At 68.6% G+C, this 22,211-nt stretch carries 23 protein-coding genes; 16 read left to right on the top strand and 7 right to left on the bottom strand.

Translation table 11 applies throughout. From position 1 onward, the window contains the following. Nucleotides 1-191 precede the first annotated feature (191 nt). The 7 genes from MRS60_RS08915 (at nt 192) to MRS60_RS08885 (ending at nt 6,954) form a co-directional block, all read left to right on the top strand. Nucleotides 192-1,067, top strand: coding sequence for a lipid A biosynthesis lauroyl acyltransferase (locus tag MRS60_RS08915; RefSeq protein ID WP_217589590.1), 876 nt, complete (start codon nt 192-194; stop codon nt 1,065-1,067). A gap of 459 nt (nt 1,068-1,526) precedes the next feature. Continuing rightward, nucleotides 1,527-2,669 carry an acyl-CoA dehydrogenase family protein gene (locus MRS60_RS08910; RefSeq protein ID WP_243564558.1) on the top strand — a complete coding sequence of 381 codons (1,143 nt, stop codon included), beginning with the start codon at nt 1,527-1,529 and terminating at the stop codon, nt 2,667-2,669. Between the two features lie 49 nt (nt 2,670-2,718). Further along, nucleotides 2,719-3,621 carry an HpcH/HpaI aldolase/citrate lyase family protein gene (locus MRS60_RS08905; RefSeq protein WP_243564557.1) on the top strand — a complete coding sequence of 301 codons (903 nt, stop codon included), beginning with the start codon at nt 2,719-2,721 and terminating at the stop codon, nt 3,619-3,621. Between the two features lie 8 nt (nt 3,622-3,629). Beyond that, nucleotides 3,630-4,283, top strand: coding sequence for a pyridoxine/pyridoxamine 5'-phosphate oxidase (locus MRS60_RS08900; protein WP_034184224.1), 654 nt, complete (start codon nt 3,630-3,632; stop codon nt 4,281-4,283). A gap of 35 nt (nt 4,284-4,318) precedes the next feature. After that, nucleotides 4,319-5,512 carry a cystathionine beta-lyase gene (gene metC, locus MRS60_RS08895; protein ID WP_051983830.1) on the top strand — a complete coding sequence of 398 codons (1,194 nt, stop codon included), beginning with the start codon at nt 4,319-4,321 and terminating at the stop codon, nt 5,510-5,512. Continuing rightward, nucleotides 5,506-6,150 (top strand): glutathione S-transferase family protein, encoded by a 645-nt coding sequence (locus tag MRS60_RS08890; RefSeq protein ID WP_034184223.1) that lies wholly within the window; start codon nt 5,506-5,508, stop codon nt 6,148-6,150. Before metC ends, MRS60_RS08890 begins: the two co-directional genes overlap by 7 nt. 21 nt (nt 6,151-6,171) lie before the next feature. Then, nucleotides 6,172-6,954, top strand: coding sequence for a glutamine amidotransferase (locus tag MRS60_RS08885; RefSeq protein ID WP_105390137.1), 783 nt, complete (start codon nt 6,172-6,174; stop codon nt 6,952-6,954). Here MRS60_RS08885 and MRS60_RS08880 read toward each other — a convergent pair. From MRS60_RS08880 to MRS60_RS08860, 5 genes are all read right to left on the bottom strand, one after another. Beyond that, complete coding sequence (locus MRS60_RS08880; protein ID WP_081938595.1) at nt 6,877-7,611, bottom strand: autoinducer binding domain-containing protein; 735 nt, start codon at nt 7,609-7,611, stop codon at nt 6,877-6,879. The genes MRS60_RS08885 and MRS60_RS08880 overlap by 78 nt on opposite strands. 86 nt (nt 7,612-7,697) lie before the next feature. After that, entirely contained in the window at nt 7,698-8,126 is a 429-nt protein-coding gene (locus MRS60_RS08875) for a hypothetical protein (RefSeq protein ID WP_034184290.1), read from the bottom strand. Between the two features lie 59 nt (nt 8,127-8,185). Continuing rightward, nucleotides 8,186-9,724 carry a DHA2 family efflux MFS transporter permease subunit gene (locus tag MRS60_RS08870; protein ID WP_243564556.1) on the bottom strand — a complete coding sequence of 513 codons (1,539 nt, stop codon included), beginning with the start codon at nt 9,722-9,724 and terminating at the stop codon, nt 8,186-8,188. Then, nucleotides 9,721-11,088 carry an efflux RND transporter periplasmic adaptor subunit gene (locus MRS60_RS08865; protein ID WP_034184221.1) on the bottom strand — a complete coding sequence of 456 codons (1,368 nt, stop codon included), beginning with the start codon at nt 11,086-11,088 and terminating at the stop codon, nt 9,721-9,723. Before MRS60_RS08865 ends, MRS60_RS08870 begins: the two co-directional genes overlap by 4 nt. 9 nt (nt 11,089-11,097) lie before the next feature. Next, nucleotides 11,098-12,597: an efflux transporter outer membrane subunit gene (locus tag MRS60_RS08860; protein ID WP_051983821.1), complete on the bottom strand. Its 1,500-nt coding sequence runs from the start codon at nt 12,595-12,597 to the stop codon at nt 11,098-11,100. A 103-nt stretch (nt 12,598-12,700) separates the two neighbouring features. Between MRS60_RS08860 and MRS60_RS08855 the strand changes: the two genes are divergently transcribed. Both MRS60_RS08855 and MRS60_RS08850 read left to right on the top strand, forming a co-directional pair. After that, nucleotides 12,701-13,537: an AraC family transcriptional regulator gene (locus MRS60_RS08855; RefSeq protein ID WP_034184220.1), complete on the top strand. Its 837-nt coding sequence runs from the start codon at nt 12,701-12,703 to the stop codon at nt 13,535-13,537. Nucleotides 13,538-13,657: 120 nt separating this feature from the next. Further along, nucleotides 13,658-15,025, top strand: coding sequence for a glutamate--cysteine ligase (locus MRS60_RS08850; RefSeq protein WP_243564555.1), 1,368 nt, complete (start codon nt 13,658-13,660; stop codon nt 15,023-15,025). A gap of 19 nt (nt 15,026-15,044) precedes the next feature. On the opposite strand, the gene MRS60_RS08845 is transcribed toward MRS60_RS08850, so the two are convergent. Further along, entirely contained in the window at nt 15,045-16,157 is a 1,113-nt protein-coding gene (locus tag MRS60_RS08845) for a 3-deoxy-7-phosphoheptulonate synthase (protein WP_063835079.1), read from the bottom strand. Between the two features lie 383 nt (nt 16,158-16,540). On the opposite strand from MRS60_RS08845, the gene MRS60_RS08840 reads away from it, so the two are divergent. The 4 genes from MRS60_RS08840 to MRS60_RS08825 all read left to right on the top strand — a co-directional run bounded on the left by MRS60_RS08840 (nt 16,541) and on the right by MRS60_RS08825 (nt 19,427). Continuing rightward, a complete protein-coding gene (locus MRS60_RS08840) occupies nt 16,541-16,951 on the top strand; it encodes an acyl-CoA thioesterase (protein ID WP_034184218.1) in 411 nt (136 codons plus the stop codon). Between the two features lie 28 nt (nt 16,952-16,979). Further along, nucleotides 16,980-17,627, top strand: coding sequence for a hypothetical protein (locus MRS60_RS08835; RefSeq protein WP_243564554.1), 648 nt, complete (start codon nt 16,980-16,982; stop codon nt 17,625-17,627). Continuing rightward, nucleotides 17,624-18,187 (top strand): shikimate kinase, encoded by a 564-nt coding sequence (locus tag MRS60_RS08830; protein ID WP_243564553.1) that lies wholly within the window; start codon nt 17,624-17,626, stop codon nt 18,185-18,187. Before MRS60_RS08835 ends, MRS60_RS08830 begins: the two co-directional genes overlap by 4 nt. A gap of 532 nt (nt 18,188-18,719) precedes the next feature. Beyond that, on the top strand, nt 18,720-19,427 hold the full coding sequence (locus MRS60_RS08825) for an SDR family NAD(P)-dependent oxidoreductase (RefSeq protein WP_243564552.1): 708 nt from the start codon (nt 18,720-18,722) through the stop codon (nt 19,425-19,427). Between the two features lie 31 nt (nt 19,428-19,458). Here the strand turns inward: MRS60_RS08825 and MRS60_RS08820 are convergent, their stop codons facing one another. Further along, nucleotides 19,459-20,424, bottom strand: coding sequence for a LysR family transcriptional regulator (locus tag MRS60_RS08820; protein WP_243564551.1), 966 nt, complete (start codon nt 20,422-20,424; stop codon nt 19,459-19,461). 215 nt (nt 20,425-20,639) lie between these two features. On the opposite strand from MRS60_RS08820, the gene MRS60_RS08815 reads away from it, so the two are divergent. From MRS60_RS08815 to MRS60_RS08805, 3 genes are all read left to right on the top strand, one after another. Beyond that, the gene (locus MRS60_RS08815) at nt 20,640-21,104 is read left to right on the top strand and encodes a RidA family protein (protein WP_105390146.1); all 465 of its coding nucleotides are present in this window, start codon (nt 20,640-20,642) and stop codon (nt 21,102-21,104) included. Between the two features lie 276 nt (nt 21,105-21,380). Beyond that, the gene (locus tag MRS60_RS08810; protein ID WP_243564550.1) at nt 21,381-21,800 is read left to right on the top strand and encodes an organic hydroperoxide resistance protein; all 420 of its coding nucleotides are present in this window, start codon (nt 21,381-21,383) and stop codon (nt 21,798-21,800) included. 66 nt (nt 21,801-21,866) lie between these two features. After that, the gene (locus MRS60_RS08805; protein WP_243564549.1) at nt 21,867-22,193 is read left to right on the top strand and encodes a DUF4148 domain-containing protein; all 327 of its coding nucleotides are present in this window, start codon (nt 21,867-21,869) and stop codon (nt 22,191-22,193) included. Nucleotides 22,194-22,211: the final 18 nt, after the last annotated feature.

Genomic DNA, 22,211 nt, shown 5'->3' with positions numbered 1-22,211 from the left:
CCCGCCATCATGTATCGCTTCGAACGTCGGATCGAAGCGGTCGGCCATCATCGGCCTGGCGCGCGGCCGCCGTCACAGGTGGTCGCGGAAGCACCTGCCTTGCGTGGTCTCGACCCAACCCGATTTCCCCGTACCCCATCACTCGACTCGAGCGGCGCCGGGCAGTCATCAGACGGAAGTCCATCATCATCATGAACGCTCTCGGGTATTGGCTGCTGTTCGGCCTCCTACGGTTCCTGGCCATTCTTCCGTACTCGCTGGTCGCGAGAACCGGCAGCGGCATCGGCGCTGCGCTCTACCGGATACCGAGCCGACGCAAGCACGTGGTGCATGTCAACCTGCAACTCTGCTTTCCGCTGAAGACCGCCGAGGAACGCGATGTGCTCGCGCGTGCCCATTTCGAACACGTCGTCCGAAGCTACCTGGAGCGCGGGTTCCAGTGGTTCGGCAGCGCGCGGTCGCTCGGTCGGCTGGTCGAGCTGGACAGCCGCATCGATCTCCACGATCCGGATGCACCGCCGACGATCTTCATGGGTTTTCACTTCGTCGGCATCGAGGTGGGCTGCATGCTCTATTCGTCGTCGCTGCCCGTGGCGGCGCTCTACACGCGCATGTCGAACCGTCGCGTGTGCGATCTCGCCAAACGTCAGCGCGGGCGCTTCGGCGCCGAGATGATCGAACGCAGTGCGAGCGCGAAACACCTCGTCAGACTGCTGCGCGCGGGCACCCCGGTGATGCTCGCCGCGGACATGGATCACGGCACGACGGGTTCGGTGTTTGCGCCGCTGTTCGGCGTGCAGGCCTGCACGTTGACGTCGGTATCGCGGCTGGCGAAGCTGAGCGGTGCGCGGGTCGTACCGTTCGTGACCGAAGTGCTGCCGGCATTCCGCGGCTACAAGCTGACCATCTTTGAACCGCTCGACAGCTATCCGACCGCTAGCGAGTCGTTCGACGCGCGCACGATGAATTCCTTTCTCGAGGAGCAGATCCTTCGATTTCCCGAGCAGTACTACTGGGTGCACCGACGGTTCAAGCATCGTCCGGCAGGCGAGCCAGGGGTCTATTGACTGCGGCATGGCATGAGCGGCAAAACCCGGCGCTCACGCACAGATGCGAATTTGAATGATATTTGTCGCGCCATAACGGGCCGACTTCTCTCTGCCCTACGACCGGGGCGGTAAATCAGGCGGCAGCGGCTGCCATGCCCCGCTGTTCTTGCAGACCAGCGCCGAGGCCTGCCGATCGATGCAGCGCTGTTGATCGCTTGCGGCATGACCACCGCGGCAATCCGAAACGCGATGACGGCCATGACGCCGGTTTGCGAAATACGCGCTCAGGAAACCACGGGGCCGGATCCGCGACACCGCCGTCGATCTTCGACGGCGTGCAGAGCACGCACCCGCGCGATGCAAGCGCCCGGCAACTACCACTACTGCCAGTACCCCCGCTGTCCGTGCCCCCGTAATCTTGTCGACATCGCTGGCGCGCCGTCGAAGGCCGCGCCGCTTCGACCGGAGACACGACAGATGCCATTTGACTGGACGCAGGAACAGCATGCGACGCTCGCGCGTTTTCGCGGGATCGGCGCGGAGATCGCCGCTGCCGCGGAGCACGACGACAGCGCGCCTGTCGGCTTCGACGCAGCCGGCTGGGCGCGGCTCGGGCAGGAAGGATTGTGGGACATGATCGTGCCGGAGACGTACGGCGGCGACGGTCACGGCTGGTGGCACTTTTCCGCGGCGCTCGAGGGGCTCGCGTCGGCGATCCGCCGCCCGGCGCTGCTGCTGTCGGTGATCGCGCAGGCCGGCATGGTGCGCGCGCTCGAACGATACGGCACGGCGTCGCAGCAGGACCGCTATTTCGGCGCGATCCTGCGCGGCGAGCTGAGCGCGACCGCGATTGCCGAACCGGGCACCGGCACCGACGTGCGCAGCATCGCGACGAAGCTGGTCGAGCACGGCGACGGCTATCGGCTGACCGGCAGCAAATTCAATATCGCGCATGCACCGCTCGCGCGCTTCATCCTCGTCGTCACGCGCATCGACACGCCCGGCCGGCGCAATACCGCGCTCGTGATCGTCGATCGCGACCAGCCGGGCATGACCGTCGCCGCGCCCGACCGCAAGCTCGGCCTCGACGACCTGCCCACCGGCGCGCTGCATTTCGACGACTGCCCGATCGCGCGCAGCCAGTTGCTGGGCGAGCCCGGTGCCGGGCTCGGCAACCTGATCGACATCATTTCGCTCGGCCGCCTCTACTACGGCCTCGTCGCCGCGCAAGTGACGGCGCCGTATCTGCGCGACGCGATCGGCTATTGCCGCAACCGGCGCAGCTTCGACAGCACGATCGACGCGCATCAGTACGTGCAGGGCCGTCTCGTGGACCTGCAGATCGGCATCGAGCGCGGCACGTGGCTCGCGCGCGGCGCGCTCGCGCAGCTGCTGACGGATCACCCGCACGCGTTGATGACCTGCTCGATCGCGAAGCTGGTCGGCGCGCAGGATCTCGTCGACGGCGCGCTCGGCCTCGTGCGGCTGTACGGCAGCCTCGGCTATCAAGCCGGGCCGGTGGCCGCGTTCGCGTCGGATGCGCTCGGCTTCATGAGCGTCGGCGGGACCGAGGAAATGCATCGCAAGAACATCTTCAACCAGATGATGCGCGCCGGCTGAACGCCCGCGCCATCGATACGCGCAACACGTGCCCTACAGGAAACCACGCATGACACCGACGAACCGACGCCCTTCCCGCCTGCGCCGCTCCTGGCTGTTTCTCGCCGGCGCCGATCACGACGCGCTCGTTGACGGCGCCGCGAGCGGCGCTGACGTCCTGATCCAGGAACTCGAAACCTTTACGCCGCCCGATCGGCGTCCGGCCGCGCGCGAGCTCAGCGAGCGCGTGCTCGCGGGCTGGCGCGACGCCGGCATACTGGCGTCCGTGCGCGTGAACCCGCTCGACGCGGGCGGGACCGACGACCTGCGCGCCGCGATGCGCGGCCGCCCGGACATCGTGATGATGTCGTATGTCGCGACGCCCGAGCAGGTCGTCGCGCTCGACGAAGCCGTAACGCGTTTCGAGCGCGAATACGATATCGCGCCCGGTTCGACGGAACTGGTGCCGAACGTCGAGACGACACTCGGCCTGGTGAACACGATGGCGATCGCGCGTTCGAGCCCGCGCGTGACGGCCGTGCTCGTCGCGACCGAGGACATGGTGGCCGACATGGGTGCCGAGCGCACACGCGCGGGCCGCGAGCTCGACTATGTGCGCTCGCGTTTTCGCGTCGAATGCGCGGCGGTCGGCGTCACGGCGATCGACTGCCCGTACAGCTATGCCGACAACGAAGGCGCGGAGCTCGACATGCGCGTGTCGCGCGGCCTGGGTTATCAGGCGAAAGCGATCGTCAACGCGCAGTTCGTGCCGGTCGTCAATCGCGTGCTCACGCCGACGGCCGACGAAGTCGCCCTCGCCCGCCGCGTGATCGACGCGTTCGACACGGCGCGACGCGAATCCGGCGGCCGCCGCGTGGCCGCGGCCGTCGTCGACGGTTTCCTCGCGGAAGTCCCCGACTATCTCGCCGCGCATCGGCTGATCGCCCGCGCGACCCGATTCGGCATCGCATGAGTCACGCCATGAATACGATCGCAACGCGCCTGAAGGCGCTGAAAACACTCGCGCACGCGGCGCCGCACGTGCCTGCCCAGGACTGGCCCGACACGCCGCACGCGCAGTTCGCGCGCTGGCTCGACGAGGCGGTTAACGCAGGCGCTGTCGAACCGCAGGTAATGACGCTGTCGACGGTCCGCCCGGACGGCCGGCCCGATGCGCGCTCCGTCGTGCTGCTGAACGTCGACGCGCGCGGCTGGCATTTCGCGGCGAGCACGCGCAGCCCCAAGGGGCGCCAGCTCGAAAATCGGCCGTACGCCGCGCTGACGTTCTATTGGCCGGCGATCGCGAGCCAGATCCGGCTGAGCGGCCCGGTCGAACGGCTGCCGGCCGCCGAAGGCCGCGCCGATTTCGCGGGCCGCCCCGAGCGGTCGCGCGCGAGCATCCTGGCCGGACGGCAAAGCGAACGGCTCGACGATCCCGCCGACCTGACGCGCGCGATCGACGCGCAACTCGCGCGGCTGGCCGCCGACCCGGCCCTCGCGTCGGACGACTGGCACCTGTACGCACTGGCGCCGGACGAAGCCGAATTCTGGCGTGCGGACAGCGCGCGGCGCTTCGCGCGGCAGGCCTACCGTCGCGCCGGTCAGCGCTGGGAACGGTGCGCGCTATGGCCGTGAAGTCCGCCGCACACGCGCCGCAGCCGCGCGACGGCATGCATGACCGACTGCACGAAGACACGCGGCTCGCGCACGCGGGCCGCGACAGCGCTGCGTGGCATGGTTTCGTCAATCCACCCGTCTACCATGCGTCGACCGTGCTCAGCCCGACGGTGTCGGATCTGCTGAACCGCACGCAGCCGTATATCTACGGCCGCCGCGGCACGCCGACGACGGACGCGCTCGAGCGCGCGGTGACGAGCCTCGAGGGCGGCGCCGGCGCGGTGCTGTGTCCGTCGGGGTTGTCCGCGTGCACGCTTGCGCTGCTGTCCTGCCTGAAACCCGGCGATCACCTGCTGATGACCGCATCGGTCTACGGCCCGGTGCGTCATGCGTGCGAAGGCGTGCTCGCGCGGCTCGGCGTCGAGACGACCTGGTACGACGCCGGCACGCCCGTCGCAGCCGCATTCCGCGCGAACACGCGGGCACTGTACGTCGAAGTTCCGGGGTCCTATACGTTCGACATGCACGATATCCCCGCGCTGGTACGGCTCGCGCATGCGCACGGCGCGCTGGTGATCGCGGACAACAGCTGGGCCACGCCGCTCTTCTTCCGGCCGCATGCATTCGGCATCGACCTGTCGATCCAGGCCGGCACCAAGTACCTGGTCGGGCATTCGGATGCGATGCTCGGCACGGTATCGGCCAACGAGCGCGCGTGGCCCGCGCTGAAGCAGCTGCACGGCGATCTCGGACTGTGCGCGGGCCCCGACGACGTCTACCTCGCGCTGCGCGGGTTGCGCACGCTCGGCGTGCGGCTGCGGCAGCACCAGCGCAACGCGCTCGCGGTCGCGAGCTGGCTCGCGTCGCGCGCCGAGGTGCAGCGCGTGCTGTATCCGGCACTGCCCGGCGACGACGGCCACACGCTGTGGCGCCGCGATTTTCGTGGCGCATCGGGGCTGTTCTCGGTCGTGCTGCGGCCTGCGCCTCGGCACGCGATCGAAGCGTTTCTCGACCACCTGACGCTGTTCGGGCTCGGTTATTCGTGGGGCGGCTACGAGAGCCTCGCGCTGCCGTTCGAGCTGGACGCGCACGGCCTTGCGGAGCGCTGGCCGCCCGGCAGCCGCGGCGTGCGCCTGCACATCGGGCTCGAGGATGCCGACGACCTGATCGCCGATCTCGCCGCCGGTCTCGACCGCTACGCGGCGTGCGCGGATGCCGGTGCCTGCGGGGATGCCGCGCGATGCTGACCGTCTGGGGCCGCCGCACGTCGTTCAACGTGCAGAAGGTGTTATGGCTCATCGGCGAGCTGGGACTGCCGTACCGGCACATCCCGGCCGGCGGCGAGCACGGCTCGCTACAGACGCCCGCGTTCGCGGCGCTGAACCCGACCTGCCGGATCCCGGTGATCGACTGGGACGGCGACGTCGTCTGGGAGTCGCACACGATCCTGCGCTATCTCGCCGCGCGCGTGCCGAACAATCCGTTCTGGTGCCGCGACACGTTCGCCCGTTCGCGCGCGGAGCGCTGGATGGACTGGTCGCAGACCTCGCTCGAGCCCGACGTGATGACCGGATTGTTCTGGGCGCTGGTACGAACGCCGCCGGAGCGGCGCGATGACGCGATCGTGCGCGACAAGGCCGCGCGCAGCGCCACGCACTACCGGCTGCTCGACCGGCTGTTGTCGACGCAACCTTTTCTGGGCGGCGCGACGCCGGGCCTGGCCGACATTCCGGCCGGCGCGACGCTGTTCCGCTATTTCTCGCTCGACGTCGAGCGGCCGCCGTTGCCGCACGTCGAGGCCTGGTATGCCCGCCTGTGCCGACGGCCCGCCTACCGCGAACAGGTGATGGTGTCGTTCGACGCGCTGCGCGGCCAGCCGGGCTGACTTCCTACTCAATCACACGACATGACGCACTCTGCACTTCGTCCGATCCTGATCGTCCTGCATCGCGAACAGTCGAGCCCCGGCCGGATCGGGCGGCTGCTCGCGGCCCGCGGCCATCCGCTCGACATTCGACGCCCGCCGCTCGGCGATCCGTTGCCGGCGACGCTGGCCGATCATGCGGGCGCCGTGGTGTTCGGCGGCCCGATGAGCGCCAACGACGGCGATCGCTGGATTCGCGACGAGATCGACTGGATCGGCGTGCCGCTGCGCGAGGCCGCGCCCTTTCTCGGCGTCTGCCTCGGCGCGCAGATGATGATCCGCCATCTGGGCGGCCGCGTGAGCGCGCATCGGGACGGGCGCGCGGAAATCGGCTATTGGCCGATCGCCGCGACGCCCGCCGGCCGACGGTTCGGTTCATGGCCGTCGCATGTCTACCAGTGGCATCGCGAGGGCTTCGAGCGCGTCGCCGGGCTCGAGATCCTCGCGACCGGCGAGCATTTCGAGAACCAGGCCGTTCGTTACGGGCCGCACGCTTACGGCGTCCAGTTTCATCCGGAAGTGAGCTATCCGATGATGCGGCGCTGGAGCACGGCCGCCGCGCACAAGCTGTCGGCGCCCGGCGCGCAGGATCTCGCTACGCAGGCGCACGAAGGCCGGCGGCACGACCGCGCGACGGCGGCGTGGCTCAGCGCGTTTCTCGATCGCTGGCTCGCGGGCATGCCCGCATCAGGTGGGCACCGTCACGTCGGAGATGTTGATCAGCCCCCACTCGACCGCGCGCAGCACGGCTTCGTGCCGACGTGACACGTTGAACTTGCGGCGGATGTTCATGAAGTGGAAATTGATGCACGACTCGGTCACGTTCAGGATGTGGCCGATTTCCCACGACGTCTTGCCCGCCGCATGCCAGCGCAGGCATTCGACTTCCCGCCGGCTGAGCCGCGGCACACTGTCGGGCGGTGCATGGCAACGCGTGCCGGCGATCGCTTCGCACGCGATGTCGCGCAGCAGCGTCAGCGCCGCGAGATGGCGGTCGCAGCGCTCGCGCGTACGGCCGAGGTCGTCCGCGCTCGCGCACGACAGCATGCCGACCTCCCCTTTCGCGCCGCGCACCGGCAGCACGACGCCGCTGCGCATGCCGTACGCGGACGCCGCTTCGTAGCACGGCCGCTGCTCGGGCAGCGCGAACAGCGCGTCGTCCCAGACGAGCGGCAGCGCCGAGCGGAAGCAATGCCGCAGCATCGGGTCGACGCGGTCGAACTGGCGCTGCCGATACAGCGCCGTCCATCCGGGTACGCCGCTGCTCCACTTGCGCGCGAGATCGAACGACGCGCCGGTAAACGGCAATACGATCAGCACGACCTTGTCGAACCCCATCCCGGCGGCCGCGTCGGTCATCCGCTGCCATGACGCATCCGTGTCGCCGGGTACCAACCATTTCAGACAATCCAGTCCATTCATACAAGCCACCCCGTTTATCTAGTTGGAATCTGCATTCAGGCGGACTTGCGCAACCGGTTCGAGGCGTTGCGCGCGAACGGACCGCGCTAGACCGCCTCAGTCAGGCGTCGCCGGCCCGCCTGCTTCGCGTCTTCGAGCGAGGCCGTCACGTCGAGCGGAATCCCGAACGCCTTTTCGATGCCGGCCGCGTTCGCGATGGCCGCGTCGCGTTCCTTCGGGTCCGGTTCGATCGTGACGAGCGCGCGGCAGACCTCGGCGAGCGCGGCGCGGTTCTGCTTGAGCCACATGCCGCGCTCCTTGCGGTCGTCGTGCGGTTCGTCCGGGCGGGCCGGCGGAAAGATCATGACAAACGGCTCGCCGTGCCGCATCAGCGTGTGCATGTCGTCGAGCCAGCGCTGTGCGTAGCCGGCCGCGATCGCATCGTTGCGCACGACGACGAGCGGAAACTCCGTGACGTCGAACACGGCAAGCGTCGCCAGGTCGGACGGCGTTTCTCCAGCGTGGTGGGTATGCATCGGGTCAACCTCCATCGAATTGAACAGCATGGGTCGGAACGGGCCGCGCAGCACCCGCTTCATCGTTTCGCGGCGGCGCCGGGGCCGAACGGCGGGCGCGCGAGCCACACCACCGCGATCACGGCGAGATACACGCAGCCGAGCGCGAACGAAATGTCGTTGAACGAAATCTGGTAGGCCTGTGCATCGACCAGGTTGCCCAGCAGCGTCGCCGCGCGCTGCGGATCGCCGCCGCCGAGCCGCGCGACTTCGGCCCGCACGGCCGGATCTAACGCGCTCACGTGTTCGCTGAGCTGCGCGTGATGCAGGATCGCGCGCCGGTCCCACAGGAACGACGTGATCGACACGGCGAAGCTCGCGCCGAGCGTGCGCAGGAACGTCGACAGGCCGGAGCCGGCGGCGATCTCGTCCGGCTTCAGGTCGGACAGCAGGATGCTGTTGATCGGCATGATGAACAGCGCGAGGCCGAGGCCCTGCAGCAGCTGGATCAGCGCGATGTGCGTGAAGTCGATGTCCGGCACGAAGCCCGCGCGCAGGAACGACGACGTGCCGAGGATCGCGAACGCGCAGCACACGAGCACGCGCATGTTGAAGCGCGGTGCGTACTTGCCCATGAACGGCGTCATCAGCACGGGGATCACGCCCATCGGCGCGACCGCGAGCCCCGCCCAGAACGCGGTGTAGCCGAGCGTGCGCTGCAGCCATTGCGGCACGATCACGTTGACCGCGAAGAATGCCGAATACGCGAGCACGAGCGTCAGCGTGCCGGCCGCGAAGTTGCGATGCGCGAACAGCCGCAGGTTCACGATCGGATTCGGTTCGTTGAGCTCCCAGATCAGGAACAGCGCGATGCCGAACGCGGCGACCACCGACATCACGACGATGAACGTCGAGTTGAACCAGTCGGCTTCGTTGCCCTTGTCGAGCACGATCTGCAGCGCGCCGACGCCGACCACGAGCGCGGCGAGGCCAACGTAGTCGACGCGCGCGGCGACGGTCGTCTCGACGCGCGCGCGCATCTGCGCGAATACGCACATCGCGGCGAACACGCCGATCGGCAAATTGATCAGGAACGCCCAGCGCCACGAGTAATGCTCGGTGACCCAGCCGCCGAACACGGGGCCCGCGATCGGCGCGACGACGGTGACCATTGCAATCATCGACAGCGCGAAGCCGCGCCGCTGCGGCGGGTAGATCGACAGCATCAGCGCCTGCGTGGTCGGGATCATCGGCCCGGCCACCAGGCCCTGCAGCGCGCGGAACGCGACGAGCTGCGGCAGGTTTTGCGCGAGGCCGCACAGCAGCGACGCGAACGTGAACGCGAGCGTCGCCCACACGAACAGCCTGACCTGCCCGATGCGCTTGACGAGAAACCCGGTCAGCGGCAGCGCGATCGCATTGCTGACCGAGAACGTCGTGACGACCCACGCGCTCTGCGTCGTGCTCACGCCGAAGTTGCCGGCGATCGTCGGCAGCGACACGTTCGCGACGGTGCCGTCGAGCACCTGCATGAAGACCGCGAGCGCGAGGCCGAAGGTCGTCAGCGCAACGCTCGACGGACGAAAGCCGGCATCGGCGGCCGCCATCGGGCCGCTCATCGCACACGCTCCGCGCGCACCGCCGCGGGCTGGTTCGCATGCAAGACGTCGGCGATCAGGCTGTCGGCGCGCGCGAGCTCGTCGCGGTACACGTCGGTGCGGAACACGGGCGCGCGTTGCTCGCGATGCGACAGCATCGCACCGCTGCGGTCGTGCTGGTCGACGCGTGCGTGCATCGACAGGCCGATCCGCAGCGGATGCGCGTCCAGCTGGGCCGGATCCGTCAGTTCGATGCGCACCGGCAGCCGCTGCACGATCTTGATCCAGTTGCCGGTCGCGTTCTGCGCGGGCAGCAGCGAGAACGCGCTGCCGGTGCCGACGCCGAGGCTCTGCACGCGGCCGCTGTAGCGCACCGCGTCGCCGTACAGGTCGGCGCTCAGTTCGACCGGCTGCCCGATGCGCATGTGCTCGAGCTGCTTCTCGGTGAAGTTCGCGTCGACCCACAGCTCGCGCAGCGGCACGACCGCGAGCAGCGGCACGCCGGGCGACACGCGCTGCCCGACCTGCACCGTGCGCTTCGCGACATAGCCGGTGACGGGCGCGACGATGTCGGTGCGCGCGCGTGCGAGGTATGCGGCGCGCAGCCGTGCGGCCGCGGCCTGCACGTCGGGATGCGACGCGACCGCGGTGTCGTCGACGAGCGCCTTGCTCGTCTGATGCTGCTCGCTCAACGTCGCGAGCGCGCTTTGCGCGGCAGCGTACGCGCTTTGCGCGGACGTCAGCGTATCGCGTGCGTGAGCGAGTTCCTCGCGCGAGATCGCGCCGGAGCGGCCGAGATCCTCGCGGCGGCTGTAGTCGGCCTTCGCCTTGTCGAGCGCGGTGCGTCGCGCGTCGAGTTCGGCGCGCGCGCCGTCGATGCTGTTCGCGAGCCCGCGCTCGTTGCTGTACAGGCCGCGCACCTTGCGTACCGTTGCCGCGAGGTCGGCCTGCGCGGCCGCGAGCGCGATCTGCGCGTCGCTCGCGTCGAGACGGACGAGCGGCGTGCCGGCGCGCACCAGATTGCCGTCGTCCGCGTCGATCGACACGACGGTGCCCGTCACCTGCGGCGTCAGCTCTACGACGTTGCCTTGCGCGTATGCGTTGTCGGTGGCTTCGTACCAGCGGCCGACGAGCACGTACCAGATGCCCCAGCCGACGATGCCGAGCGCGAACACGGCGACGAGCGCGCGCACGAGGTGCTTGCGTCGCGCGGGCGGCGGCGGTGTCGCGGGCGCGGCGCCGCCCGGTGCCGGTTGCGTGCGCGCGTCCGGGCCGCCCGGCGCGCGCGGCGCACCGGTGTGGTCGGCCGCCGGGTTCTGGCGGGCGCTGGCGGGGTCGGCGGCTGCGGGCCGCGCGGGAGTCTGCAGGGTGTTGTCGCTGCTCATGGTTCGATGTCAAGGACGGTGGGAAGGAGTGGCGGCGAGCGCGGCGTCGTCCGGCTCGGCGCGGAAGCCGCCGCCGAGCGCGGCGACGAGCTGCAGCGACTGGTCCGCGCGCTGCGCGCGCAGCGCGGCGACCTCGCGGCTCGCGATCAGCAGTTGCTGGCGCACGACGAGCGCGTCGAGGTAGCTGCCGACGCCGGCCCGGTAACGCGCGTCAGCGAGCCGCCACGCATCGGTGGCGGAGTCGAACGCAAGCTGCTGCGCATCGGCCTGCACGGCGAGCGAGCGCAGGCGGTGCAAATCGTCGGCCACCTCGCCGATCGCACCGATCAGCGTCTTGTTGTAGCCGGCGACCGCGAGGTCGTATTGCGCGTCGCGCCTGCGCAGCACGCCGCGCCGCTCGCCGCCGTCGAAGATCGGCAGGCTCACGGCCGGACTGACGTTGTAGGTGCGCGACGCGGCCTGGAACAGCGATGCGCCGCCGCGTGTCGCGAGCCCGATCAGCGCGGTGAGACTCACGTTCGGCAGGAATTCCGCGCGGGCGGCCGCGACGTTGCGGCTCGCCGCCTCGACCCGCCAGCGCGCGGCGACGAGGTCGGCGCGCCGGCCGAGCAGCGCGGCCGGCAGATCGGCCGGCACCGCCAGCGCGGCGGCCGGCAGCGGCGCGGGACGCACGAGTTCGAGCCCGCGATCGGGGCCCGCGCCGAGCAGGATCGCGAGTGCGATGCGCGCGCTGTCGATCGTCTGCGCCGCGCGCGCCTGCTCGCGCGTCGCGGCCGCGACCTCGCTTTCCGCCTGGCGCTGTTGCGCGACGTTGTCGATGCCTTTCGATACGCGCTGGCGCGTCAGCGTGAGCGCCTCGTCGGCGCGCTCGTATTCGGCACGCGCGACGTCCTGCTGATCGAACGCGTACGCGAGGTTCACGTATGCGCGAGCGACGTTGACGGACAGCAACACGCGCGCGGCCTGCGCGTCGATCCGCGCGGCACGCGCTTCGCCGAGCGCGGCTTCCCATGCGGCGCGGCGGCCGCCCCACAGATCGAGATCCCAACTGAAGCCGAGATTCATCTCGCGCGTGTGGCTGAAGAAGCCGCCGCCTTCGCCCGCCGAGAACTGCGTGCCGGACATCCGTTCGCCCTTCGCGCTCGCGCGGCCGACGACGTGCGGCACGCGCGCGGCCTGCGCCTCGATCACCAGCGCCTGCGCTTCGCGTGCGCGCGCATCGGCGGTCGCGAGATCGGGATTGCCGGCGAGCGCTTCGTCGATCAGCGCATTCAGTTGCGCGTCGTTCAGCGTGCGCCACCAGTCGGCGGCCGGCCAGTCGGCGGCCGGCGCATGCGCGAGGCTGCGCGACGCGGCAAGCGTATCGGCGCCGCGCAGCGTGCCGGCGGGCGCGAGCCCGTCGCGGCTCGCGCACGCGCCGAGCACGGCGAGCGCCGCGGCGACGGCCATCCGCGACACGACGCGCAGCGCGCCGGCATCGCGTGTCCAGGGAGCAAGTGCTGCATGCATCGCATTCCTCTGCTTCGTATCGGTTTGAACACGACATGCATTGTTGGACGCACCCTGACAAAGCTGATAATGTTGTTTAGACAAAAAATAATGAATTCCGGCCATGCCCATCCGAGATGCTTCTCCGCCGCGCGCCATACAGCGCGCCGACATCGATCCGAGCGAACGTGCGGACGGCCCGTCGCTGATCGCCGTCTGGGGCGAGGACGACGGCAGCAACGCGTATCAGCTCGGCACCCGCGAGGTCGACTGGCACAGTCATCTGCGCGGCCAGGTGTTCTGCGTGGAAAGCGGCTTCGCGCACGTGCGCACGCCGCACGGTTCGTGGCTGCTGCCGCCGCATCGCGCGGGCTGGATTCCGCCGGGCGAGCAGCACAAGGTCAGCATCAGCGGTGCGTTGAGCGGCTGGAGCGTCGTGATCGCACCGGCCGCGAGCCGGCGGATGCCGGGCCAGCCCTGCGTGATCGCGATTACCGACCTGATGCGCGCGCTCGTGCGGCGCGCGGTGTCGTGGGCCGACCAGGACCGGCTCGACATCGAGCAGGCGCGCATCAGCGTCGTGCTGCTCGACGAGATGCGCCGCGCGCCGCACGAACCGCTGCACTTGCCGATGCCGCACGACCGGCGGCTGCTGCGGATCGCCAACGCGATCCTCGGGCAGCCGCACGACAGCCGCACGCTCGAAGCGTGGGCGGAATGGGCCGGCTTGTCCGCACGCACATTGAGCCGGCTGTTCGTCGCAGAAACCGGCACGAGCTTCGCGCAATGGCGGCAGCAGGCGCGTCTCACGCATGCGCTCGAACGTCTCGCGAGCGGCGACAGCGTCGCCAACATCGCGGACGCGCTCGGCTACGCGACGCCGAGCAATTTCATCGCGATGTTTCGCCGCGCGTTCGGCGATTCGCCCGCGCATTACTTCGCGAAGCGCAAACAGCCGTAGCACGGCACGGCTGCGCACCGCCCCCTATCACCCCTGCCAGTACTGCGCCTGCATCGACGCCGCTATAGTCGCCGTGCGACCGGCCGGTCGGTCGCCCAATACGCCATGTGGAGGGTGTCGATGTCGAATGCCGTCGGATCGGACAACACGCCGATCGTCTCAGAGCAGCAACTCGCCGATCATCTGGCCGCCGGCTGCAAGCCGGCCGCGCAATTCCGGATCGGCACCGAGCACGAGAAGTTCGTCGTCGCTCGCGCGACGCACGCGGCCGCGCCCTACGACGGGCCGTCCGGCATCGCCGCGGTGCTCGAGCGGCTGCGCGGCGACGGGACGCCGATCGTCGATGCCGGGCGGATCGTCGGCGTGATCCAGCGCGACGGCGCGGCGATCTCGCTCGAACCGGCCGGCCAGCTCGAACTGTCGGGCGCGCCGCTCGACACGCTGCACGACACGCATGCCGAATTGCATGCGCACCTCGCCGCGGCTCGCGCGGCATGCGAGCCGCTCGGCCTGCGCTGTGCGCCGCTCGGCTTTCACCCTCACCTGTCGCGCGCGGCGCTGCCGTGGATGCCGAAGCAGCGCTACGGGATCATGCGCCGCTATATGCCGCGCGTCGGCACGCGCGGGCTCGACATGATGCAGCGCACCTGCACCGTGCAGGTCAATCTCGATTTCGCATCGGAAAGCGACATGGCGCGCAAGATGCGCGTGTCGCTCGCGTTGCAGCCGGTCGCGACCGCGCTGTTCGCGAATTCGCCGTTCTGCGAAGGCCGCCCGTCCGGCCTGCTGTCGACGCGCGCACATACGTGGCTCGATACCGACGAGGATCGCTGCGGCGCGCCGGCATTGTTCCTGTCGCGCAGCTTCGGCTTCGAGCGCTACGTGAGCTGGCTGCTCGACAACGTGCCGATGTATTTCGTGCGGCGCGGCGACCGCTACGCGGATGCGACCGGGCGGACGTTCCGCGATTTCATGCGGCGGCGCATTCCGCATCTCGAAGGCGACACGCCGACGCTCGGCGATTTCGCGGACCACCTGACGACGGTATTCACCGAGGTGCGGCTGAAGCGCTATCTCGAGATGCGCGGCGCCGATGCCGGCTCGCCCGAGATGATGATCGCGCTGTCCGCATTCTGGACCGGCCTGCTGTACGATCCGGCCGCGCTGTCGGACGCCGAGACGCTGGCCGCCGCGATCGATCGCGGCGCGCTGCTGGCATTGCGTCGCGACGTGCCGCGTCTCGGGCTCGATACACCGGTCGACGGCCGCCCGCTGCGTGCGTTCGCGGCCGATGCGCTCGCAATCGCGCATCGCGGCCTGCGCGCGCGGGCGCGCCTGGATGCGGCCGGCCGCGACGAATCCGTGTATCTTGCGCCGCTCGACGAGATCGTCGCCGGCGCGCCGACCCAGGCCGAACACTGGCTCGCCCGCTACCGCGACGCGTGGGCCGGCGACGCGACGCGGATCTACGACGAAGCCGAAATCTGATGACGTCGCGCCGGGCCGCTCATGCGCAGCACGCAAGTAGCGGCTCGTGCGCGAACTCGATGCCGGGCATCGGCGCATGGCCCCGCCGCCGTGCCCGGACCGCGTGCGCGAGCGTTTCGAAGAGCCCGGCGGTGTCGGCGAACGACAGGCACGCGTCGGTGATGCTCTGCCCGTAGCGCAGCGGAACGCCGGGCACCAGGTCCTGCCGCCCTTCGATCAGGTTCGACTCGATCAGCACGCCGACGATGCGCGTATCGCCGGCCGCGACCTGCGCGGCAACGTCCGCGCCGACGCCCAACTGGTTCCGGAACTGGCGGCGGCTGTTGCCGTGACTGACGTCGATCATCACGCGCGGCGCGAATTGCGCGGCCGCCATGCGCTCGCATGCGGCATTCACGGCGGCCGCGTCGAAATTCGGTTCGCGTCCGCCGCGCAGCACGACATGCGTATGCGGATTGCCGGACGACGCCGTCGCGCACAGCCGGCCGCAGGCATCGACCGACAGGAAACGGTGCGCGCGCGCGGCCGCGCACATCGCATCGACGGCCACCTGGACGTTGCCGTCGGTCCCGTTCTTGAAGCCGATCGGGATCGGCAGCGACGACGCGAGCTCGCGATGCACCTGCGACTCCACCGTGCGCGCGCCGATCGCGCCCCATGCGACCAGATCGGCCAGGTAGCGCGGCGACAGCGGATCGAGGAATTCGGTCGCCGCCGGCATCTCCGCGCCGTTGATGTCGCACAGCAGCGCGCGGGCGGCATGCAGCCCGGCGTCGATCCGCTCGCTGCCGTCCAGCAGCGGATCGTTGATGAGCCCTTTCCAGCCGACCGTCGTGCGCGGCTTCTCGAAGTACACGCGCATCACGATTTCCAGCTCGTCCGCAAACCGCGCGCGTTGCAGCGCGAGCCGCGCCGCATAGTCGCGCGCGGCGGCCGGGTCGTGCACCGAGCACGGGCCGGCGATGACCACGAGACGGTCGTCCGCACCGTTCAGCACGTCGGCGATCGCGCGGCGGGTCGTATGGACGGTGCGCGCCGCGCGCAACGCCGGCTGCAGCGTGCCTGCCAGATCCGCGGGGGTCGGCAAGCGCAGCACGGCGTCACGGTCGGTCGTCCAGGCGTTTGCATGCATGGGGACTGCCCTCCTGTCGATAATTCGGGGGATTTTTTACTACAACGCGACTTTATTGAATGGTTCTTTCGTGGCGCAACTAACATAGTTATCAGTTTCTAATTCATAACCTTATGAATGAAGGAAATAAGGGCGTTATTCGATATTTTCCGACATGAGTCGCGGCTGTTTTCGCAATGCGGGTCGGGTCGGACATTCGGTTTTACATGGAAATAAGGGAGCGCTTTGGCGGAATCGGAGAGCCGGATTTCACGGCCTTTGGCGGCAGATTGCTATTCGTTCTGATAGTGGCGGCCAGATAGGCATTCGATTAATTTTCTGGTGCCTGACAGGCCAGTCAGGTTCGAATATATAAATCAACCAAGTTATCCCGGAGAGTCACCATGTCGAAGCGTCATTACGAAACACCGATTCACGTCAAGTATCGCGATACGGATTCGATGGGGCATGTTAGCAGTCCCGTCTATTACGACTACCTGCAGCATTCGTACCTCTGCTACATGTTCGACCTCCTCGGCTTGCCGCGGAGCGAGAAGCTGCCGCACATCATGGTGAAGACGCAGTGCGAGTACCTCGCACCGGCGCAGTTCGGCGACAACCTGACGATCCGGTCGAGCATCGTGCGCTTCGGCAGCAAGAGCTTCGATCTCGAGCACCTGATGGAGCGCGACGACCAGACGATCGTCGCGCGCGGCATGTCGACGCACGTGATGTTCGATTACGCGAACAACACGACGCTGGCCGTGCCCGACGAATTCAAGACGCGCGTGCTCGAATTCCAGGGTTCGCTGTGATGCGCGTGCGCCATGTCGGGAGCGACACGTGAGCTGCGCGGTGGCGCGCGCGCGGCGCCGGATCGGCGCGATCGTCGAGCGGCGCGACGATCGCGCGATCGTCATCGTCCGGCATGCCGCGCATGCATTGCTCGAACCGGCCGCGCTCGACCGGCACCGTGCGCTCGCAAGCCGCCATGAGGACGAACTGGAAGTGTTGCTGCAGCCGTGCGGTGGCGCACACGACGGCGTGCGACCGCTGCTCGGCCGGTTGCGGGACGCCGGCGTGACCGTCGCGCTCGACGCGGCGACGCTCGCGCACGATGCGTCGCTGCTCGAGTTCGCGAGCTGGATCACGCGGTGCGCGGCACCCGGCGACATGGCGGAGCCGCGCGCCGACGCAGCCGTGCCGAGCGGCACGCTGTTCTGCGGCCTCGTCGTGCGCTGGCTCGACCTGCGCAACGGAGCGCGGCGGCCCGAACGCGACGGGACGCCCGAGCGTACGCCGCGGAGCATCGCGGCGGATGCGGCCGAGCACATCGCGACCGGCGATCCGGACGGGCAGGTGCTCGGCGCGCTGCTCGACGCCGACGACGTGTCGACCGGCGCGGCGCTCGACACGCTGTCGGACGCGGTGCGCGCGCGGCGGATCTGCCTGGCGACGCGGGCCGGCTGGCCGCTCGCCCGGCGGCTATGAGCGCCGTCGTCGCGGCGGCCGAGGTGCGGGCGCTGCCCGCGCGCGCCTTTCTGGTCGGCATGATGGGCGCGGGCAAATCGACGCTCGGCCGCGCGCTCGCCGCATCGCTCGGCTGGACGTTCGCCGACAGCGACGACGAGATCGAGCGGCGTACCGGCCGTTCGGTCGCCGTGCTGTTCGACATGGTCGGCGAAGGCGGCTTCCGGCTGCTCGAAACGCATATCGTCGACGAGCTGACACAGCGCCCGAACGTCATCGTGGCGACCGGCGGGGGCGCGGTGCTGGATCCGCGCACCCGCGCGCGATTGAGCGAGCGCGGCTGCGTGATCTATCTGCATGCGGAGCCGGACACGCTGTGGCGCCGTACGCGCGACGACGCGCGGCGGCCGCTGCTGCGGGTGGCCGAGCTGCGGCAAACGCTCGCTGCGCTGTACCGCATGCGCGACCCGCTGTATCGCGAATGCGCGCATGCGTTCGTCGATACGACCGCGCAGGGTGTCGCGCGTGCGACGGCCGAAGTGTTGACGGTGTTGCAGGCGCGGATGCGCGCACCGGGTTGAATGCGTGCATTCGTTTCAAGACCGTCGCCGGCCGGGACAGCCGCGCCTTGACGACCGCTTCCCCGCCGTCGAATCGATGGAGCGTCGCATCGGAATGGTCTGGACGGTGACGTCAGGCACGTTTCTGAAACAGCGAGTTTTTATTCGCAATAGTGCTGTTGTGATAAGAAAAGTTATCCGGATGGATGCATAGATTTATCCAACTGCGTGTGCCGTGACCGACAAATCGGCTCGTCAAGCCGCGGGAAAGTCGGCCCCAGGTGAGATCGCGCCACGCTTCAAAACTCGTATGCAACGCATCGACGCGCTTGCGCGCGACGTCGGGCGCCGCTTTGCGTCGCCTGCATCCGCATGTCGATCGGCCGCTCCGACCCGAGAAAACCGGCCCTCCCCGCATTTGTTCCCGCGACGCAAGACTGTTGCTCCACGGTGGGTGTTCGAAATCGCGATCGGCGCGCCTACAGTTCGCCCATCGGATTCATCGATCCGGTCGGCACTGAAGCCGAACACCATTCACCTGTCGAGGCATGTCATGAGCACATCCAGAGTCATCATCGTCACCGGCGCATCGCAAGGCATCGGCGCGGAAACGGTCAACGCGTTCCGCGCACGCGGCCATCGCGTCGTCGCGACTTCCCGTTCGATCGGGCCGTCGAACGATCCCGATCTCGTCACCGTCGCGGGAGACATCGGCGATCCGGCCGTCGCGCGTCGCGTGGTCGACGCGGCAATCGAACGCTTCGGCCGCGTCGACACGCTCGTCAACAACGCCGGCGTGTTCATCGCGAAGCCGTTCACGCAGTACACCGCGGACGACTACGCGCAGGTCACGAGCGTCAACCTGAACGGCTTCTTTTACGTCACGCAGCGCGCGATCGCTGCGATGCAGCAGCACGGCATCGGGCACGTGGTCAGCATCACGACGAGCCTGGTCGATCACGCGAACAGCAACGTGCCGTCGGTGCTCGCGTCGTTGACGAAAGGCGGATTGAATGCGGCGACGAAATCGCTCGCGATCGAGTACGCAAAGGCCGGCATCCGCGTCAATGCGGTGTCGCCGGGCATCATCAAGTCGCCGATGCATGCGCCCGAAACGCATGCGACGCTCGCGTCGCTGCACCCGGTCGGCCGCATGGGCGAGATGAGCGACATCGTCGACGCGATCCTGTATCTCGACTCGGCGCCATTCGTCACCGGCGAGATCCTGCACGTCGACGGCGGCCAGAGCGCCGGGCACTGAGCATCGGCATCGAAAGAACGAGCCGGCGTGCCTAGCGCGATGCGGCGGCTCGTTTGGTGCGTGTACCGCGCGCCTGCCCGGCGGGCGCGCGCTCCAGATGCTCGACGAGAAAGTCGACGAACACACGCACGCGCGACGACAGAAAGCGCGCATGCGGGTACAGCAGCATGAACGGCCGCGACCGGCCGCCAAGGCCGGGCAGTACCTCCACGAGCGTACCGGCGCGCAGATCCTGTTCGACGATGAAGCGGTAGGTCTGGAACAGGCCCGCACCGCTGCGCGCGAGCGTCACGCCGGCGAGGACGTCGCCCGACGTACTGTAGCTGCCGGTCGTCGCGATATCGATCTCGTCCGATCCGTCGTCGAACAGCCAGGGAATCGGCCGCCCGCTGCTCGGCAGCTCGAACTGGATGCATTCGTGCGCATGCAGATCGTCGATGGCGGTCGGCGTGCCCGCGCGCTTCAGATAGCCGGGCGCCGCGACGATCACGAGTTCGGCATCCTCCAGCTTGCGCGCGACCAGGTTCGAATCGGCCGGCGCGCGGCCGCGGATCGCGAGATCGAAGCCCTCTTCGGCGAAGTCGATGTTGCGGTTGCTCAGGTGGGTTTCGACGCGCACGTCCGGATAGCGCTCGCGAAACGCGGGCAGCAGCGGCAGCACGCGGTAGTGCCCGTACGGCGTCGGCATGCTGATCCGGAGCACGCCGGCCGGCGTTGCTTGCTGGCCGGTCGCTTCGCGTTCCGCGTCGACGAGCTGCGACAGCGCATCGCGGCATTGCTCGAAATAGCGCCGGCCGGAATCGGTCAGGCGGATCTGTCGTGTCGTGCGCACGAACAGCCGCACGCCGAGACGCTCCTCGAGCCGCGCCACCGACCGGCTGACCGCGGCCGGCGTGACGCTCGCCGCGGTTGCCGCCAGCGTGAAGCTGCCGAGTTCGGCGGCGAGACAGAACAGCTCGATGCTGCCCAGCAGCAAGTCGTCGAATTTGCGTTGCATGGTGCGGTTCCTGCCGTCTCCGGTGTGGGGCGCGCGATGAAGCAACGAGTGTGCATGAAGATCGCGCGGGAAACCAGCGAGCGCGCGTGGCGCGATTCGTTACATCGTGTCCCGAATCAATTGCGCCGCTGACATTTACCGGCTTCGGCCGCATGACTAGAGTGACCGACAGGCAACACCGATCGCCCGATCCATTTTCCCGCAAGGAGAACGACATGACCGTCGAACAGAAGCTGGCCGAACTCGGCCTTGCATTACCCGAACCGCCGAACCCGCTCGGCAGCTATACGGCAGCAAGCGAAGCCGGCAACCTGCTGTTCGTATCGGGACAACTGCCGCTCGTCGACGGCAGGATCGCCTATACCGGCCGCGTCGGCGAGCAGTTGAGCGTCGACGAAGGCCGCGATGCCGCGCGGCTTGCGGCGCTGAACGTGCTCGCGCAGATCCGCAGGCATTTGCGCGGGTTCGACCGCCTGCGCAAGATCGTGCGCGTCGAGGGGCATGTGAGCTCGGCCGACGGTTTTTACGGGCAGCCGGCCGTGATCGACGGCGCGTCCGACCTGTTCGCCGCCGCGCTGGGCGGCAAGGCGGGACACGCGCGCTCGGCGTTCTCCCAGCGCCAGTTGCCGGCCGACGCGGCCGTCATCCTCGTCGTGATCGCCGAGATCGAGCCGGCGTGACGTATCGGCCGTCTCGCGGGGCGGCAATCCATTTCCAAGGGCGTTTCCGCCCGCCCTGCCCGGCGTTCGTCACCCGCCCCGTTAGCTTGCATATCGGGGCTCGATCGGCCGAAAGCCTTGTCCCGCAAAGCCCGACACGTTCCGGATACATTGAAATACAAAATATCGTGTGCGATTTAATCGAATGCGCTTGACATGGGTGGTCGCCTCGACGAAACTCCATCGCATGCGATCGAATCGCATCAGAGAAAAACCTGCCAACTGACGGAGCAAATGATGAGCAAGATCGAAAAAGTGCTGTACACGGGCAAGACGCATACGACTTCGGGCGGCCGCGACGGCTCGGCACGCAGTTCCGACGGCCGCCTCGACATCCAGTTGTCGTCGCCGGGCAGCGCCGGCACCGGCACCAACCCGGAACAACTGTTCGCGGCCGGCTGGTCGGCCTGCTTCATCGGTGCGATGCAGCTTGCGGCGCGCGCCTCGAAGGTGACGCTGCCGGCCGATCTCGCCGTCGACGCCGAAGTGGATCTCGGCACGGCCGGCAACGCGTACTTCCTGCAGGCCCGGCTGAACGTGAGCGTGCCGGGGCTCGACCGCGAGGTCGCGCAGCGCATCGTCGATGTCGCGCACCAGACCTGCCCGTATTCGAAGGCGACGCGCGGCAACATCGACGTCGAAATCCGTATTGCGTGAATGCGGCATCGGGCGGCCGAGCGCCGCCCTGCCGAACTCCCGACTCTTTTCCCATAGAGGCAAATGATGAATACCCGATTGATCTCCGCCCTTCTCGTCGCCGTTTCGGCCGCTGTTGCCGCACCGGCGTTTGCAAACGAAACCGCCGTGACGCGTGCGCAGGTGCGCGCCGAACTCGCGCAGCTTCAAACGGCCGGTTATCCGCTGAATCGCGCCACCGACGCAACCTATCCGAACGATCTGCAGGCTGCGCTGGCGCAGATCCATGCGGCCGATGCCGTCGCGGCCAACGAGCAGGCATCCAGCTACGGCAGCAACGGCGATGCCGCGGCGCAATCGGGCCGCCGGCATGCGGTCAGCGTGGCCGAACGCTCGGTGTATTTCGGTCATTGAGCGTCGTGCGCCAGTACG

Origin of the sequence: Burkholderia pyrrocinia, from assembly GCF_022809715.1 — a bacterium.
Lineage (GTDB): Bacteria > Pseudomonadota > Gammaproteobacteria > Burkholderiales > Burkholderiaceae > Burkholderia > Burkholderia pyrrocinia_C.
This window is presented reverse-complemented; position numbering and strand designations above follow the sequence as displayed.

What these genes read in the sequence shown, in the direction of transcription:
- MRS60_RS08915 (WP_217589590.1), top strand. Translation starts at nt 192, where the DNA reads ATGAACGCTCTCGGGTATTGGCTGCTGTTCGGCCTCCTACGGTTCCTG.
- MRS60_RS08910 (WP_243564558.1), top strand. Translation starts at nt 1,527, where the DNA reads ATGCCATTTGACTGGACGCAGGAACAGCATGCGACGCTCGCGCGTTTT.
- MRS60_RS08905 (WP_243564557.1), top strand. Translation starts at nt 2,719, where the DNA reads ATGACACCGACGAACCGACGCCCTTCCCGCCTGCGCCGCTCCTGGCTG.
- MRS60_RS08900 (WP_034184224.1), top strand. Translation starts at nt 3,630, where the DNA reads ATGAATACGATCGCAACGCGCCTGAAGGCGCTGAAAACACTCGCGCAC.
- metC (WP_051983830.1), top strand. Translation starts at nt 4,319, where the DNA reads ATGCATGACCGACTGCACGAAGACACGCGGCTCGCGCACGCGGGCCGC.
- MRS60_RS08890 (WP_034184223.1), top strand. Translation starts at nt 5,506, where the DNA reads ATGCTGACCGTCTGGGGCCGCCGCACGTCGTTCAACGTGCAGAAGGTG.
- MRS60_RS08885 (WP_105390137.1), top strand. Translation starts at nt 6,172, where the DNA reads ATGACGCACTCTGCACTTCGTCCGATCCTGATCGTCCTGCATCGCGAA.
- MRS60_RS08880 (WP_081938595.1), bottom strand. Translation starts at nt 7,611, where the DNA reads ATGAATGGACTGGATTGTCTGAAATGGTTGGTACCCGGCGACACGGAT.
- MRS60_RS08875 (WP_034184290.1), bottom strand. Translation starts at nt 8,126, where the DNA reads ATGCATACCCACCACGCTGGAGAAACGCCGTCCGACCTGGCGACGCTT.
- MRS60_RS08870 (WP_243564556.1), bottom strand. Translation starts at nt 9,724, where the DNA reads ATGAGCGGCCCGATGGCGGCCGCCGATGCCGGCTTTCGTCCGTCGAGC.
- MRS60_RS08865 (WP_034184221.1), bottom strand. Translation starts at nt 11,088, where the DNA reads ATGAGCAGCGACAACACCCTGCAGACTCCCGCGCGGCCCGCAGCCGCC.
- MRS60_RS08860 (WP_051983821.1), bottom strand. Translation starts at nt 12,597, where the DNA reads ATGCATGCAGCACTTGCTCCCTGGACACGCGATGCCGGCGCGCTGCGC.
- MRS60_RS08855 (WP_034184220.1), top strand. Translation starts at nt 12,701, where the DNA reads ATGCCCATCCGAGATGCTTCTCCGCCGCGCGCCATACAGCGCGCCGAC.
- MRS60_RS08850 (WP_243564555.1), top strand. Translation starts at nt 13,658, where the DNA reads ATGTCGAATGCCGTCGGATCGGACAACACGCCGATCGTCTCAGAGCAG.
- MRS60_RS08845 (WP_063835079.1), bottom strand. Translation starts at nt 16,157, where the DNA reads ATGCATGCAAACGCCTGGACGACCGACCGTGACGCCGTGCTGCGCTTG.
- MRS60_RS08840 (WP_034184218.1), top strand. Translation starts at nt 16,541, where the DNA reads ATGTCGAAGCGTCATTACGAAACACCGATTCACGTCAAGTATCGCGAT.
- MRS60_RS08830 (WP_243564553.1), top strand. Translation starts at nt 17,624, where the DNA reads ATGAGCGCCGTCGTCGCGGCGGCCGAGGTGCGGGCGCTGCCCGCGCGC.
- MRS60_RS08825 (WP_243564552.1), top strand. Translation starts at nt 18,720, where the DNA reads ATGAGCACATCCAGAGTCATCATCGTCACCGGCGCATCGCAAGGCATC.
- MRS60_RS08820 (WP_243564551.1), bottom strand. Translation starts at nt 20,424, where the DNA reads ATGCAACGCAAATTCGACGACTTGCTGCTGGGCAGCATCGAGCTGTTC.
- MRS60_RS08815 (WP_105390146.1), top strand. Translation starts at nt 20,640, where the DNA reads ATGACCGTCGAACAGAAGCTGGCCGAACTCGGCCTTGCATTACCCGAA.
- MRS60_RS08810 (WP_243564550.1), top strand. Translation starts at nt 21,381, where the DNA reads ATGAGCAAGATCGAAAAAGTGCTGTACACGGGCAAGACGCATACGACT.
- MRS60_RS08805 (WP_243564549.1), top strand. Translation starts at nt 21,867, where the DNA reads ATGAATACCCGATTGATCTCCGCCCTTCTCGTCGCCGTTTCGGCCGCT.